This window comes from Nonomuraea sp. CA-218870 (genome assembly GCF_050936535.1).
GTDB lineage: Bacteria > Actinomycetota > Actinomycetes > Streptosporangiales > Streptosporangiaceae > Nonomuraea > Nonomuraea corallina.
In genome coordinates, this window is sequence record NZ_JBNJMN010000001.1 from 1,129,655 (window position 1) to 1,144,055 (window position 14,401).

12 protein-coding genes and 1 pseudogene are annotated in these 14,401 nt (G+C 71.2%); 11 read left to right on the forward strand and 2 right to left on the reverse strand.

The window, feature by feature from the left end:
• Positions 1–43 precede the first annotated feature (43 nt).
• The 7 genes and pseudogenes from ACQEUU_RS05720 to ACQEUU_RS05750 all read left to right on the forward strand — a co-directional run bounded on the left by ACQEUU_RS05720 (position 44) and on the right by ACQEUU_RS05750 (position 9,430).
• Positions 44–826: an NADH-quinone oxidoreductase subunit J family protein gene (locus tag ACQEUU_RS05720; protein WP_433061252.1), complete on the forward strand. Its 783-nt coding sequence runs from the start codon at positions 44–46 to the stop codon at positions 824–826.
• Positions 826–1,134 (forward strand): annotated as a pseudogene (gene nuoK / locus ACQEUU_RS05725) (NADH-quinone oxidoreductase subunit NuoK); the annotation flags it as partial. The gene ACQEUU_RS05720 and the pseudogene nuoK, both read left to right, overlap by 1 nt.
• A 497-nt stretch (positions 1,135–1,631) precedes the next feature.
• Positions 1,632–3,515 carry an NADH-quinone oxidoreductase subunit 5 family protein gene (locus ACQEUU_RS05730; protein WP_433061255.1) on the forward strand — a complete coding sequence of 628 codons (1,884 nt, stop codon included), beginning with the start codon at positions 1,632–1,634 and terminating at the stop codon, positions 3,513–3,515.
• 40 nt (positions 3,516–3,555) lie between these two features.
• On the forward strand, positions 3,556–5,331 hold the full coding sequence (locus ACQEUU_RS05735) for an NADH-quinone oxidoreductase subunit M (RefSeq protein WP_433061258.1): 1,776 nt from the start codon (positions 3,556–3,558) through the stop codon (positions 5,329–5,331).
• Positions 5,328–6,878 (forward strand): NADH-quinone oxidoreductase subunit N, encoded by a 1,551-nt coding sequence (locus tag ACQEUU_RS05740; protein ID WP_433061261.1) that lies wholly within the window; start codon positions 5,328–5,330, stop codon positions 6,876–6,878. The genes ACQEUU_RS05735 and ACQEUU_RS05740 overlap by 4 nt, the downstream gene beginning before the upstream one ends.
• Positions 6,879–7,055: 177 nt before the next feature.
• The gene (gene htpX / locus ACQEUU_RS05745; protein ID WP_433061264.1) at positions 7,056–7,907 is read left to right on the forward strand and encodes a zinc metalloprotease HtpX; all 852 of its coding nucleotides are present in this window, start codon (positions 7,056–7,058) and stop codon (positions 7,905–7,907) included.
• A gap of 29 nt (positions 7,908–7,936) precedes the next feature.
• The gene (locus ACQEUU_RS05750; RefSeq protein WP_433061267.1) at positions 7,937–9,430 is read left to right on the forward strand and encodes a hypothetical protein; all 1,494 of its coding nucleotides are present in this window, start codon (positions 7,937–7,939) and stop codon (positions 9,428–9,430) included.
• 14 nt (positions 9,431–9,444) lie between these two features.
• On the opposite strand, the gene ACQEUU_RS05755 is transcribed toward ACQEUU_RS05750, so the two are convergent.
• Entirely contained in the window at positions 9,445–9,909 is a 465-nt protein-coding gene (locus ACQEUU_RS05755; protein ID WP_433071747.1) for an NUDIX hydrolase, read from the reverse strand.
• Positions 9,910–10,123: 214 nt separating this feature from the next.
• Between ACQEUU_RS05755 and ACQEUU_RS05760 the strand changes: the two genes are divergently transcribed.
• The 4 genes from ACQEUU_RS05760 to pstB are packed head-to-tail and all read left to right on the forward strand — an operon-like array spanning position 10,124 to position 13,799.
• Complete coding sequence (locus tag ACQEUU_RS05760; protein WP_433061270.1) at positions 10,124–11,116, forward strand: PstS family phosphate ABC transporter substrate-binding protein; 993 nt, start codon at positions 10,124–10,126, stop codon at positions 11,114–11,116.
• Entirely contained in the window at positions 11,117–12,055 is a 939-nt protein-coding gene (gene pstC / locus ACQEUU_RS05765; RefSeq protein WP_433061273.1) for a phosphate ABC transporter permease subunit PstC, read from the forward strand.
• Positions 12,055–12,945, forward strand: a complete 891-nt coding sequence (gene pstA / locus ACQEUU_RS05770) for a phosphate ABC transporter permease PstA (RefSeq protein WP_433061276.1) — start codon at positions 12,055–12,057, stop codon at positions 12,943–12,945. The genes pstC and pstA overlap by 1 nt, the downstream gene beginning before the upstream one ends.
• Before the next feature lie 26 nt (positions 12,946–12,971).
• A complete protein-coding gene (pstB, locus tag ACQEUU_RS05775) occupies positions 12,972–13,799 on the forward strand; it encodes a phosphate ABC transporter ATP-binding protein PstB (RefSeq protein WP_433071749.1) in 828 nt (275 codons plus the stop codon).
• On the opposite strand, the gene ACQEUU_RS05780 is transcribed toward pstB, so the two are convergent.
• A complete protein-coding gene (locus ACQEUU_RS05780) occupies positions 13,780–14,340 on the reverse strand; it encodes a TetR/AcrR family transcriptional regulator (RefSeq protein ID WP_433061278.1) in 561 nt (186 codons plus the stop codon). The two genes, pstB and ACQEUU_RS05780, sit on opposite strands and share 20 nt — an antisense overlap.
• Between the last annotated feature and the right edge of the window lie 61 nt (positions 14,341–14,401).

A 14,401-nucleotide genomic window follows, 5' to 3' on the forward strand; every position in this document is an offset into this window, starting at 1 on the left:
GTCACCCACCGGACAAGAGATCGTCTTCTTGCTCCTGGGAGCGGTGGCGGTCGGTTCGGCGCTGCTCGTCGTCACCACGAAACAGCTCGTCCACGCGGCCCTGTGGCTGGTCGTCGCCTTCGGCGCGCTGGCGGGCTGCTACCTGGTGCTCACGGCCGAGTTCGTGGCGTGGGTGCAGGTGCTCATCTACGTGGGCGCTGTGATCGTCCTGCTGCTGTTCGGGATCATGCTGACCAGGGCGCCGGTGGGCCGCTCCGACGACCTCGACAGCGGCAACAGCGTGGCGGCGGCCGTGGTGGCGGTGGCTACCGCAGGCGTCCTGGTGACGGTGGTGATCGACGGCTTCCGCACCGCCTACGCGCCGCTGACGCCGGGCACCGGTGCCGCCCGTGAGCTGGGGGCGAGCATCTTCAGCACGTGGGTGCTCCCGTTCGAGGCGCTGTCCGTGCTGCTGCTGGCCGCCCTGATCGGCGCCATCGTCCTGTCCCGCACCGACATCCGCGGCGCCCCCCCGAGCCCGGCGAACCCCGGGGACGGTTCCGGTGGCGGGCCGGGCGCGGGGGGCCTTGCGGACAGTTCCGTTGCCACGCCGGGTGCGGGTGATTCTGTGGAGCGCCAGGCTGGCGCCGACGTTCGCGAGGGTGCGCCGGGGGGCCACCCTGGGGACGGCCGGGGTGGTGCCGATGCCCGTGGTGACGAGCCCTGGGCCGCCGGACCGGCGGACGGCGCAGGCCGTGGGGACACTCGCGGTGGCGCGTCCGCTGCCGACCCATCCCGTACGGGGGCGTCCAAGGAGTCGCCGACCGATCAGACCGGGGGTCATTAGTGCACATCGTCTACCCGGCGCTGGTTGCCGCGCTCCTGTTCTCCATCGGCGTCTACGGTGTGCTCGCCCGCCGTAACACGATCCTCGTGCTCATGTCGGTCGAGCTGATGCTCAACGCCGTCAACCTCAACCTCGTCGCCTTCGACGTGTGGCTGAGGGACCGGCTCCACAGCGGCCAGGTGCTGACGCTGTTCGTCATCGTGATCGCCGCGGCCGAGGTGGGAGTCGGCCTGGCGATCATCCTGGCTCTCTACCGCAACCGCAAGACGGTCGACATCGACCACCTGCGCGACCTGGCGGAGCCCGCGGACGATCCCCCGCCCGACGACGACCTGGGCGGGCGGTCCGCCTCGGGAGCCCGCATGCCCGCCACTGCTGTGCCGGCCCTGGTGGGAGCGTCCACCGGCGGCTCGCCACCCCGCAGTCATCCTCCGGCCTCTGGTCGGGGTGGCGCCTCCGGCGGGAGCCCAAGGGCGGGCGGCAGCAGCGGCCCTGACACAGCACCGGGCGGACCGGGCCGGTCCGGGGCCAGCCATGGTCCGGCTGCGCCGAGCCGGTTCGGGGAGGGCGACCGGTCCCATGAAGCCGGCGAGCCGACCGAGAGCAGCCGGTTCCCGGAAGAAGCTCGCTACGAAGGAGCCGGCCGGTCTGAGGGGGGCGGTCGGTCTGAGGAAGGTGGGGCCGGGGGCGGCGGTCGGGGTGGTGAGGATCGGGCTGCCGAGGATGGTCCGTCCGCCGAAGGGCTGAGCGCGGAAGAGGGCCGGCCCGGTGAGGATTCCGGTCACATGAGGCGAGGGGGCGCGTCGTGACGATTTTCCCGTTGCTGGCCGTGCTCCTGCCGTTCGCCGCCGCCGCGGCGGGGCTGCTGCTGTCGCGATGGCCGCGCGGCCGGCCGTCGGCGGGCGCCAACCGGCGGGCGGCCTGGATCGCGGTGATCCCGACGGCGGGCGCCGCCGTGTTCGCCGTCTGGCTGGCGTGGGGCCAGGGCTTCGCCTACCTCGAAGGCGGGCCGCGCTCGGAGCCCGTGGGCGCCACGTACGGCGCCATCGTCACCGGCAGCGTGCCGATCTCGCTCACGCTGCAGGCGGACGACCTCTCCGCGCTGCTCGGCGTGCTGGTCACGCTCGTGGCGCTGGCCGTCCAGGTCTACTCGATCGGCTATCTCGAGGACGACCCCCGCTACCCGTCCTACAGCGCCTTCGTCAGCCTGTTCACCGCGGCCATGCTGCTCGTGGTCTACGCGGGCGACCTCCTGGTGCTCTATGTGGGCTGGGAGATCATGGGTCTCTGCTCCTACCTGCTCGTGGGCCACTGGTGGGAGGACCTGGGCAACTCCCGCGCCGCCGTCAAGGCGTTCCTGGTGACCCGGCTGGGCGACGTCGGCTTCCTGTTCGGGATCTTCGTGCTGGGCGTCGGCGCCGGGAGCTTCCGCATCGCCGATGTGCTCGCCGCTGTGCCCCAGATGTCCTCGGGCACGCTCGTGACGGCCACGTTGCTGCTGCTCGCCGGTGTCGCGGGCAAGAGCGCGCAGGTGCCGCTGCACACGTGGCTGCCCGACGCGATGGCGGGCCCGACGCCGATCAGCGCGCTGATCCACGCCGCGACCATGGTCGCCGCCGGCATCTTCCTCGTGGCCAGGCTGTTCCCGGCCTTCACGGCCGCCGGTCCCACGATGGACGTGCTCGCGGTCATGGCCGCGCTCGGCATGCTCGGCGCGGCTCTGGCCGCGCTCGCCCAGGACGACCTGAAACGCGTGCTGGCCTACTCCACGATCAGCCAGCTCGCCTACATGGCGGGCGGCCTCGCCGCCGGGTCCGACACGGCCGCGATCTTCCACCTGGTCACGCACGGCGCGTTCAAGGCGCTGCTGTTCCTCTGCGCCGGGCTGGTGATCCACCACGTCGGTTCCAACCTGATGAGCCGGATGGGCGGGCTCCGGCGCGAGCTGCCCGTGACGTTCGCGGCCACCACGGTCGGCTTCGCCGCGCTCATGGGCCTGCCTCCTGCCAGCGGCTTCTTCAGCAAGGACGCGCTGCTCGCGGCCATGGAAGGCGCCCTGACCGGCCGTGTCACGGACGCCGCCGCCCTGCTCCTGTACGGGTGCGCGCTCGCGACCGTCGCGGTGACCGGCGCGTACGCCACGAGGGCCTGGCTGCGTACCTTCTTCGGCCGGGCGCGTACGGTAGCGCTGCCGGAGCCGGAGCCCGGCACCGCGCACGTCATCGACGTCCGCGAGGGCCCCCGCACCATGCTGGTGCCGGTCGCGCTGCTCGCGGTCCCGGCCCTGCTGCTCGGGTTCGCCGCCGAGCCGCACCTCGACCTCCCGATCGCGGTCATCAGCGTGGCCCTGGCGCTGCTCGGCGCCGCCGTCGTGTACGTCGCCTGGCGGGCCGACCCGCTGGCGGACCCGGCCCGGCTCCTGGGAGTGCTGCGCGTACCGTGCGAGCGGGCGTTCTACGTCGACGGCCTCTACGCCGCGGTCGTGGTCAGGCCGGTGCTGGCGCTGGCCGGGGGCGTCTCGCGGGCCGACGACGTGGTGGTCGACGGCGCCGTACGCGGCTCCGGCCGCACGGCGCGCGGGCTGTCCGGGATGCTGCGGCTCGTCCAGAACGGCAACGTCCAGCTCTACGTGAGCGGGCTGCTGGCCGGCGTCCTTCTGATCGCGGTGGGGGCGGTGGTGTTCGCATGACGAACGGTCTTCCCGTGGCGGCGAGGGCGGTGGTGCCGGCATGAACGGCTGGCTCACCGTCGCGATGGTCGCGGTGCCGCTGCTGGGGGCGCTGCTGCTCCTGGTCGCGGCCGACGTGCTGCGGCCGGTGCTGCGCGGGTACGGGATGGCGGTGTCCGGGGTGACGCTGGCCCTGGCCGCCGTGATGGTGGCGACGTTCGACCACGGGCAGCCGGCCAGGCCGCAGTTCACCGTGGACCTGGCGTGGATCCCGGGGCTGGACCTCCGTTTCCAGCTGGGCGTCGACGGGATCTCGCTGCCGCTGGTCGCGCTGACGGCCCTGCTGGTGTTCCTCTGCTTCGCGTACCTCGGCTGGGGTGGCGGGACCGCGCCGGGGCAGCTGCTGCATCCCGGGCCGGGCGGGGCGCGGCCGAGGGCGCTGGTGTTCACGCTGCTGGTGCTCGAAGTCGGCATGATCGGCACGTTCCTCGCGCTCGACCTGCTGCTGTTCTTCGTGTTCTTCGAGATCGTCCTCATACCGATGTACTTCCTGATCGCCATCTGGGGAGGAAAGGGGCGCAGGGCGGCGGCGGTCAAGTTCATCCTCTACACGCTGCTCGGGTCGGTGGTGATGCTCCTCGGCCTGCTGCTCATCTGGGCGCAGACCGGCACGCTCGACATCGTCGAGCTGGCCGGGAGCCACGGCGCGGGCATGAGCAGGGCGGTGCAGGTGGTGGCGTTCGTGGCGGTGGGCCTCGGGCTGGCCGTCAAGACGCCGATGTGGCCGCTGCACACCTGGCTGCCCGACGCCCACACCGAGGCGCCCACGGTCGGCTCGGTCCTGCTGGCCGGGGTGCTGCTGAAGATGGGCACCTACGGCTTCGCCAGAATCGCGATCCCGATCCTGCCCGAGGGGGCGGCGGCCGTCGCGCCGTGGCTGGGGGCGTTCGCCGTGGTCGGGATCGTCTACGGCGCTCTGGCGTGCCTCGCGCAGCGCGACCTGAAACGGATGATCGCCTACTCGTCGGTCGGTCACATGGGCTTCGTGCTGCTGGGCTTCGCCACCCTCTCGACGGCGGGCGTCAACGGCGCCCTGTTCGCGAACGTCGCCCACGGGCTGATCACCGGCCTGCTGTTCTTCCTGGCCGGGGCGATCAAGGACCGCTACCACACGGCCGACATCCCCTCGCTGGGCGGCGGCCTGCTGGCCAGGCTCCCGCGTCTGGGGGCGATCCTCACGTTCGCGGCCATCGCCTCGCTGGGGCTGCCCGGCCTGGCGGGGTTCTGGGGGGAGATGCTGGCGCTGTTCGGCGCCTTCGAGCCGGCGGCGGCGCTGCCGCGCGGGCTGTTCCTGGTGTTCATGGTCATCGGCGGTCTGGGCGCGGTGCTGACGGCCGCGTACTTGCTGGTCATGCTCTCCCGCGTCACCCACGGCAGCCCCACGGCCGTCACCGCGGGGGCGCCTTCCGGAGGTCCGGCCGTCTCCGCCGGAACGGCGCCGACCGCCGGCGGCCCGGACGTGCTCGCAGGGGTGGCGTCGCGCGCGGCGGGCGAGAGCGTCACCGGCCGGCTGAGCGCCACCCTTCCCGAGCCGCCGGACGAGCAGCCGGTCCATCCTCTCCCGGACACGGAAACACCCCCGGGCGGGCGTCCACCGCACGAGACGCCACCGGGGGCCGGGGGGCCTCACCGGGGGGAGTCGCCTGATGTTCGGCGGCATGAGCTCGTCGCCTGGGTGCCGCTGATCGTGCTGATCCTGCTGTTCGGGCTCTGGCCCCAGCTGTTGCTCGCCCTCACCACGCCGGCTGTGCAGACCCTGCTGGGAGCCCTGTCATGATCCAGCAGATCGACTATTTCGCCATCGCCGCGCCGTTGACGCTCGCCCTGGTCGCCGGGCTGGTACTGCTGCTCGACGCCTTCCTGCCCGCCGGGCCCAGGGTCACGGCCGGGCTGGGGGCCGCCACGCTGGCGGGGGTTCTGGTGGCGCTGGGGTTCGTGACCGCGCAGGCCTTCTCGGGCCGGACCATGTCGACGTTCTGCGTGCCCGAGCGGCTCGACGCTCAGCCGGGGCTCTGCTCGTTCGTGGTGGACCGGTTCACGCTGGTGCTCACAGGGCTGGTGCTGCTGGCGGCCGTGGTGATCGTGCTCATGTCGATGACCGAGCTGGCCGGCGGCGGCATCCCGGTCGGGGAGTGGTACTTCCTGCTGCTGTGCACGCTGGTCGGCGCGGTGACGCTGCCCGCCGCCCGCGACCTGATCATGCTCGTGGTGGCGCTGGAACTGGTCTCGCTGCCGGTCTTCGCGCTCACCGCGCTCAAGCGGTACGACGGCCGCGCCTCGGAGGCCGCGGTCAAGCTCTTCCTCGTGTCGGTGGTGTCGACGGCCGTCATGCTGTTCGGGGTGTCCCTGCTGTACGGGGTCGGCGGCACGGTGTTCCTGTCGCGGCTCGCCGCGGTGCTCGGCGGGGAGGCGCCGGCTCCCGGGTGGCCGGAGGGGTCGTCGTCGCTCGCGGCGGCGGAGCACGGGCTGCCGGGGGTGGTGACGGTGGGGATCGTGCTCGTCCTGGCCGGCTTCGCCTTCAAGATCGCGGCGGTGCCGTTCCACTCCTGGGCGGCGGACGTCTACCAGGGCGCTCCCGTCCCGGTGGCGGCGCTGCTGTCGGTGATCTCCAAGGCGGCCGGGTTCGCCGGGCTCATCCTCGTCCTGGTCGTCGCCCTTCCCGGGCAGTCGGCGACGTGGGCCCCGATCGTGGCCGTCGTCGCGGCGCTCACCATGACGGTGGGCAACCTGCTGGCCCTGCGGCAGCGTTCCGCCGTGCGCCTGCTGGCCTGGTCGTCGGTGGCCCAGTCGGGTTACATCCTGGCGCCGCTGGCCGTGGCCATCCAGGCTTCCGGCCGCGACGTGGGAGCCGGCGCCGCCGGGGCGTCCGTGGCCTACCTGGTGATCTACGCGGCGATGAACCTGGGCGCGTTCGCGGTGGTCATGCTCGTCTCCCGGGCCGCCCCGCGCAACGAGCTCGGCGACTACCGGGGCCTGGCGCTCCGCCGGCCGACGGTGGGGCTGTCGCTGGCGTTCTGCCTGATCTGCCTGGCCGGGTTGCCGCCGGGGCTGGCGGGGCTGTTCGCCAAGGTGGTGGTCTTCCGCGAGATCGTAGAGGGCGGGGCGGCCTGGCTGGCGCTGGTCATGGCGGTCAACACGGTGGTCGGGCTCTACTACTACGTGGTCTGGACGGCCCGGCTCTTCGTCCCCGAGCCGGGCGCCCCGCCCGCCGCGCCGCGGCGGCATCCGGCGGCGTGGGCGGCGACGGGACTGGCGGTGGCGGCGGCGGTGCTGTTCTCCTTGGCGCCCCAGCTCGTCCTCGACATGACGCTCCTGTCGGGCTGACCTCCCGGCCGACGCATGCCGGGACGCCGGTCGTCCCGCAGGTCGCGGCCGGTGACCCCGGTCGCGCCGCCGCTCATCGGCGTGCCGTCGCTCCGCCACAGGGCGCGCACCGCGGGGAACGCTGAGGCAGGGCATCGTCGTTGTACTGGTGCACCCGGGACCACGAAGGGGGGAACCTTGCACCACAACGGTCTGCGCACCGCGCTCCTGCTCGGAGGATTGTCCGCGTCGATCATCGCCGTGGGCTGGTGGTTGGGTGGCGGCATCGGTCTGCAGATCGCGTTCGTGCTGGCTCTCGCGACGAACGGCTTCGCCTACTTCTTCTCGGACCGCATCGCGCTGTCGGCGATGCGGGCCCGGCCGGTCAGCGAGGTCGAGCAGCCCGTGCTCTACCGGATCGTGCGCGAGCTCTCCACCGAGGCCCGCCAGCCGATGCCCCGCCTGTACGTCTCGCCCACGGTCCAGCCGAACGCGTTCGCCACCGGCCGCAGCCCCCGCCAGGCCGCGGTCTGCGTCACCTACGGGCTGACCCAGCTCCTCGACGAGCGTGAGCTGCGCGGCGTCATCGGCCACGAGCTGTCCCACGTGTACAACCGCGACATCCTCGTCTCCTCGGTGGCCGGAGCGCTCGCCACAATGATCACCTGGATCAGTTACGTGGCGGTGTTCTTCGGCGGGTCCGACGACGACGAGGGCCCCGGCTTCCTGGGCGCGCTGCTCATGATGCTGCTCGGCCCGGTGGCCGCGGGGATGATCCAGATGGCGATCTCCCGTACCCGCGAATACCAGGCGGACGAGTCGGGGGCCAGGCTGACGGGTGACCCGCTGGCGCTCGCCTCCGCCCTCCGCAAGATCGAGATGGGTGCGCGGCGGCTGCCGCTCCCGGAGAACAGCCGTCTGACCTCCGCCTCCCACATGATGATCGCCAACCCGTTCAGCGGGGCGGGCCTGGGCCGCCTGTTCTCCACCCACCCGCCCACCTCGGAGCGCGTGGCCAGACTGGAGCGGATGGCCGGTTACCGGCGCTGACCCGGGCGGTGATGCGCGACAATCGGGCCATGGCGCGATCCTTACGCTTGACCGAGGCCGAGCGAAAGGTGTGGAACGCCTTCCCGACCGGGGAGATGGTGTCGTTCGCCGACACCGAACCGCAGGCCACCCGCACGGCCGGGGTCAACGCGCCCCGAGACGGTCACACCTGGGGTCCCGAGCGCACCGTACGGGCCGAGGTGATCACGAAGCTGCTGCTCGGCGCCCGTCAGGCGGGCGTCGGCGCGGTCCCCGCGGTACGCGTCCGCGGCGCGCGGATCACCGGCTCGCTGCAGATCTTCGGCGGTACGGTCGAGCACGAGCTGGTGCTCACCGGCTGCCACCTGGAGGGCCCGGTCCGGTTCACCGACTCGCGGACGCGCACCGTACGGCTGACCAACTGCAGGCTGCCCTCGTTCGGCGGGGTGGGCATGCGGGTGGAGGGGCATCTGAGCCTGTCGGGCTCGCACGTCACGGGGCCGGTGTGGGTGATGCGCGCCCAGTTCGGCAGCGGGCTGTGGCTCGGCGGCACCAAGGTGGAGCACGCGCACGACGAGGAGCCGGCGGTGCGGTGCGACGCCGTGGTGGTCGACTCGGTGACCTTCCTCGGCAACGCCGACATCACCGGGATGGTGCGGCTGGCCGGGGCCCGGCTCAACGGCGGCGTCTCCCTGATCGGCACGAAGATCCGCAACCCGGGCCGGATCGCGCTGGACGCCGACGGCATGGTCGTCGAGGACACGATGCGCTGCACCGGCGACTTCCTGGCGCTGGGCTGTCTGCGCATGCGCGGGGCCCGGGTGAACGGCCTGCTCGCGATCAGGGGCGTCATCCGCAGCCCCGACACCCCGTACGCGCTGCACGCCAGCCACATGGAGGTCCGTGAGCTCTACCTCAAACCGGACGAGCCGATCGACGGGGTGGTGACGCTGGCCCACTCGACGGTCGGCACCCTGCAGGACTCCCCGGACACCTGGCCGGAGAGGCTGCGCCTGAACGGCCTGACGTACGAGCGGCTGCGCGGCAGCGGCGTCGCCCGGCGGATCGACTGGGTGGGCCGCGACCCGGAGGGGTTCCGGCCGCAGCCGTACGAGCAGCTCGTGGCGTGGTACCGCCGTGACGGCAACGAGGCGCTGGCCCGCCGCGCCCAGCTCGCCAAGCTGCGCAACCGGCGGAGGACCGAAGGGCTGGGAGGGCGGCTGTGGGGGCGGCTGCTCGACGTCACGGTCGGGTACGGGTACCGGCCCTGGCTGGCCGCGGTGTGGTTCGGGATCCTGCTGCTGATCGGCACGGTGGTGTTCGGGCTGAACCCGCCGCGACCGCTCAAACCGGACGAGGCCCCGGGCTTCGAGCCGTTCGCCTACACCTTCGACCTGCTGCTGCCCTGGTCGACGTTCGGCCAGCGGGACATGTTCGACCCGGCCGGTTGGACGCAGGCTCTCGCGTACGGGCTGGTCGTGTCGGGGTGGATCCTGGCCACGGCGCTGATCACGGGCGCGGCCCGGGTGCTGCGCCCGGCGTGAGGCGCGGGCGGGCGCTACGCCGGCCCGGTCTCCGCGTTGACGGCGCGCAGGATCGCCGCCAGGTCCGGCGGGAAGACGGTCTCGCCGGTCGTCTCCAGCTCCTCGACGCTCCACCAGCGGTGGCCGATCGTGGTGTCCTTCTCGATCTGCTCCATGTGCTCGAACGAGATCCGCGCCGGCCCGACCCGTACGGCGAAGAACGTCTGGTCCTGGACGATCGCGTACTGCGCCCAGGCGAACTCGATCGTGCTGGTCCGGTGCGGCCCGGTGAGCGCCTCGACCGGCACCCGGATGCCGGCCTCCTCGAACAGCTCCCGCGCGGCGGCCTCCTGGAGGGTCTCCTCGCCCTCCAGCGCCCCGCCGATGGTGAACCAGAACCGCCGCTCGGGCCGTGCCGGGTCGAACCCGTTGAGCAGCAGGACACGCCCCAGGTCGTCGATGGGCAGCGCACGCGCCGTGAACCGGCGCAGGGGGATCATCGTCACGTCTGCCAACCCTATGTCCCGTCCTTCCCATGACGGCGGCATGAACCCTGGGTGACGTCCCGGCCTGCGGCTATGCCTTGGTCAAGGGTTCACGCGCGTCGTCACACGCTTTCCGGCTCTGGTCATGGTCCGTTTCCTATTTGTTCACTTTGGACCGCTTCTATCGAGGTGCATCGAGTACGGATCTCTACGGAGAAGGACGCACACCGTGACCAGTGGACAGCGCCGCCTCAGCGCGGCGGCGACGGCCGCCATCCTCGTGGCCCTTTCCGCCGCATGTGGCGGCACCAACACCACTCAGCCCGCCGGCGAGAGCACCACGAACAGCGGCCAGAGCGCCGGCGGCGAACTGGCCGGCCAGGTCAAGGCGGACGGTTCCAGCACGGTGGCGCCGCTGACGAGCGCCGCGGCCGAGTTCTTCGCCGAGGAGCAGCCCAGGGTCAACGTGACCGTCGGCACCTCCGGCACCGGCGGCGGCTTCGAGAAGTTCTGCAACGGCGAGACCGACATCTCCAACGGCTCCCGTCCGATCAAGGACGAGGAGAAGGCCGCCTGCGACGCCAAGGGCGTCAGGTACGCCGAGCTCACCGTCGCCACGGACGCCCTGACCGTCGTGGTGAACAAGGAGAACACCTGGGCCTCCTGCCTCACCACCGACCAGCTCAAGAAGATGTGGGAGCCCGCCGCCGAAGGCAAGATCACCAGCTGGAAGCAGATCGACGCCGAGTTCCCCGACGAGCCGCTGAAGCTGTTCGGCCCGGGCACCGACTCCGGCACGTTCGACTACTTCACCGACGAGATCAACGGTGAGGAGGGCGCCAGCCGCAAGGACTACAACCCCAGCGAGGACGACAACATCACCGTCCAGGGCGTCACCGGCACCAAGGGCGGGCTCGGCTACTTCGGCTTCACCTACTTCGAGGAGAACGCCGACAAGCTCAAGGCCGTCCAGATCGACTCCGGCGACGGCTGCGTGGCGCCGAGCGTGGAGACCGCGCAGAACGGCACCTACACCCCGCTGTCGCGGTCGCTGTTCCTCTATCCGTCGCTCGAGTCGGTCAAGCGCCCCGAGGTCGGCGCCTTCCTCGACTTCTACGTGGCCAACATCGGCAGGATCGCGACCGACGCTCAGTACATCCCGCTCAACACCGAGCAGGAGACCAAGCTCAAGGCCGACCTCGACGCCCTGAAGCAGGGCTAGATGGCGATGCGAGACTCCGCGACCGCGTCAGGGACACCCTCGTCCCTGGCGCGGTCGCGCCCGCGTTACGGCGAGGCGGTCATCAAGGCGGTCCTGCTGCTGGCCGCTCTGGTCTCCGTCGCGACCACGATCGGGATCGTGGTGTCGCTGGTGGAGCCGACCATCGGGTTCTTCACCCAGGTCAGCGTGGTGGAGTTCGTCACCTCCACGGAGTGGGGGCCGCTGTTCGAGCCGCCTTCGTACGGGGTGCTGCCTCTGGTGAGCGCGACGCTCATCACGACGGGGATCGCGGTGCTGGTTGCCGTGCCGCTGGGCCTGGCCGCCGCCGTCTACCTGTCGGAGTACGCCGACCCGCGCGTCAGGAAGGTCTGCAAGCCCGCGCTGGAGGTGCTGGCCGGCATCCCGACCGTGGTCTTCGGCTTCTTCGCGCTGAGCTTCGTCACCCCGCTGCTGCGGGGCGTCCTGCCGTTCGAGATCGAGATCTTCAACGCGCTGAGCGCCGGGCTCGTCGTCGGGTTCATGATCATCCCGATCGTCGCCTCGCTCTCCGAGGACGCCATGTCCGCCGTCCCGGCCGGGCTGCGCGAGGGCTCGTACGCGCTCGGCGCCTCCAAGATGGTCACCTCGCTCCGCGTGGTCCTGCCCGCGGCCTTCTCCGGCATCGTGGCGGCCGTCATCCTCGCGATCTCGCGCGGCGCGGGCGAGACGATGATCGTCTACATGGCCGGCGGCGGGCAGCCCAACTTCACCCTCGACATCGGCCAGGCGATGCAGACCATGGCGGCGTTCATCGCCCAGGCCGGGTCGGGCGACGTCCCGGTCGGCACCGTCGACTACAACACCATCTTCGCCGTCGGCTCGCTGCTGTTCGTGATGACGCTGGTGATGAACTTCGTCAGCGCCCGCCTGGTGCGCAGGTTCCGTGAGGTGTACGAGTAATGGCCGTCCTGTCCACCCCGCGCTCGGCCGTTCAACTGGCCGGCAAGGGGCAGCCGCTCCGGGAGCACCTGTTCAGGATCGCCCTGATCTCCAGCCTGGCGATCGCGTTCGTCTTCCTGGCCGCCCTGCTCACGTACGTGCTCGTCGAGGGCTGGCCGCGGCTCGACTCCCGGCTGTGGGAGAACATGCCGTCGATCCGCAACCCCGAGATCGCCGGCGCGCAGTCCGCCATCACCGGGACGCTCTGGGTCATCTCGCTGACGGCGGTCCTCACCCTCCCGACGGGCGTCGCGGCCGCGATCTACCTGGAGGAGTACGCGGACAAGACCCGCTGGTGGAACCGGGTCATCGAGGTGAACATCCAGAACCTGGCCTCCGTCCCCTCGATCGTCTACGGCATCCTGGGGCTGGGCATCATCGCCCGCTCGTTCGGGCTGGGGTTCAGCGTCATCACCGCGGCGATCACCCTCGGCCTGCTCGTGCTGCCCGTCGTGATCATCGCCTCCCGTGAGTCGATCCGCGCGGTGCCGCCGTCCATCCGCGAAGGCTCGCTCGCCCTGGGCGCGACGCAGTGGCAGACCGTCTCCCGCCAGGTCCTGCCCGCCGCGATCCCCGGCATCGCGACCGGCTCCATCCTGGCCCTGTCGCGGGCCATCGGCGAGGCGGCCCCGCTGCTGATGCTGGGCGCCGTCTCCTTCATCCGGTTCAACCCGGACGGCGTCATGGCCAGCTACACCGTCCTGCCGATCCAGATCTTCAACTGGATCTCCCAGTCGCGCGAGGGCTTCCACTACCTGGCCGCCGCGGCGATCGTGGTCCTGCTCGCGATCCTGCTGCTGATGAACTCCGCCGCCATCTGGCTCCGTAACCGCTACCAGAAGCGCTGGTGAGAACGAGAATGAGCGAGACCACCATCATGAAGAACATCCAGGTCAGTGCCACCGGGGCCCCCCGTACGATCGAGTCGCTCGACCCGGTGTTCACCGTGTCGGGCCTGAGCGTCTTCTACGGCGCGTACGAGGCCGTGCGCGGCGTCGACCTGACCATCGGCAACCGCGAGATCACCGCCATGATCGGCCCGTCCGGCTGCGGCAAGAGCACCGTCCTGCGCTGCTTCAACCGGATGAACGACCTCATCCCCGGCGCCCGCGCGGTCGGCGAGATCCTGTACCACGACGAGGACCTCTACGGCGACCACGTCGACCCGATCGAGGTACGGCGGCGCATCGGCATGGTCTTCCAGAAGCCGAACCCGTTCCCCAAGTCCATCTACGACAACATCGCCTACGGCCCCCGGGTCAACGGCATGAAGGGCAAGATGGACGACCTCGTCGAGGAGGCGCTCACCCGGGCGGCCCTGTGGGACGAGGTCAAGGACAAGCTGAAGCAGAACGCGCTGTCCCTCTCCGGCGGCCAGCAGCAGCGGCTGTGCATCGCGCGGGCCATCGCGGTCAAGCCCGAGGTGATCCTGATGGACGAGCCCTGCTCCGCGCTCGACCCGATCGCCACCACCAAGATCGAGGACCTGATGCAGGAGCTGGCGCGCGACTACACGATCGTCATCGTCACGCACAACATGCAGCAGGCCGCCCGCGTCTCTCACCGCACCGCGTTCTTCACCGCGGAGGTGGACGAGAAGGGCGAGCGGCACGGCCGCCTGGTGGAGTACGACGAGACCAGCCGCATCTTCACCAACCCGAGCGACAAGCGCACCGAGGACTACATCACCGGGCGCTTCGGCTGACCCGGCCGGTGCCCTCGATGATCACGTCGATCACGTCCTGCCGGCTGATCTGCTTGTGCGCGAAGAGCCCGGCCGTCGCCAGCTCGGCGAGGCCGTGCGCGGTGGCCATCAGGGCCATCATCGCGGCCTTGTTGACGGGCTGGTGGTCGGCGACGTCGAGGCTGAGCGCGGTCATCAGGTCGTCGATGGCCTGCTCCATCTCCGGATGGTCGCCGGCGGAGAACGCCGAGGCGAAGACGAGCCGGTATTCCTCGCGGTGCTTGGCGGCGTACTCGACGTAGCTGTCGTAGAAGGCCCGCAGCCGCTCCTGATGACCGGTGCGCGCGAGGACGGCGGCGGCGACGTGGGTGCTCAGGTCGGTGATGACGCGGGCGGCGAGGGCGGCGAGCAGGGCGGTCTTGTCGGCGAAGTGCCGGTACGGGGCCATCCGGGACAGGCCGGCCAGCTCGCCCACCGCGCGCAACGTCACGGCGTCGAGACCCTCGTCGCGCAGCAGGCGCAGGGCACTCTCGATCAGCCGGTTCCTGGTGTCGTCCACCATGGCTCCCACTCTCTCACGACCTCCGGTGTTGACAACGTCAGCATGAGTGCTGACACTGTCA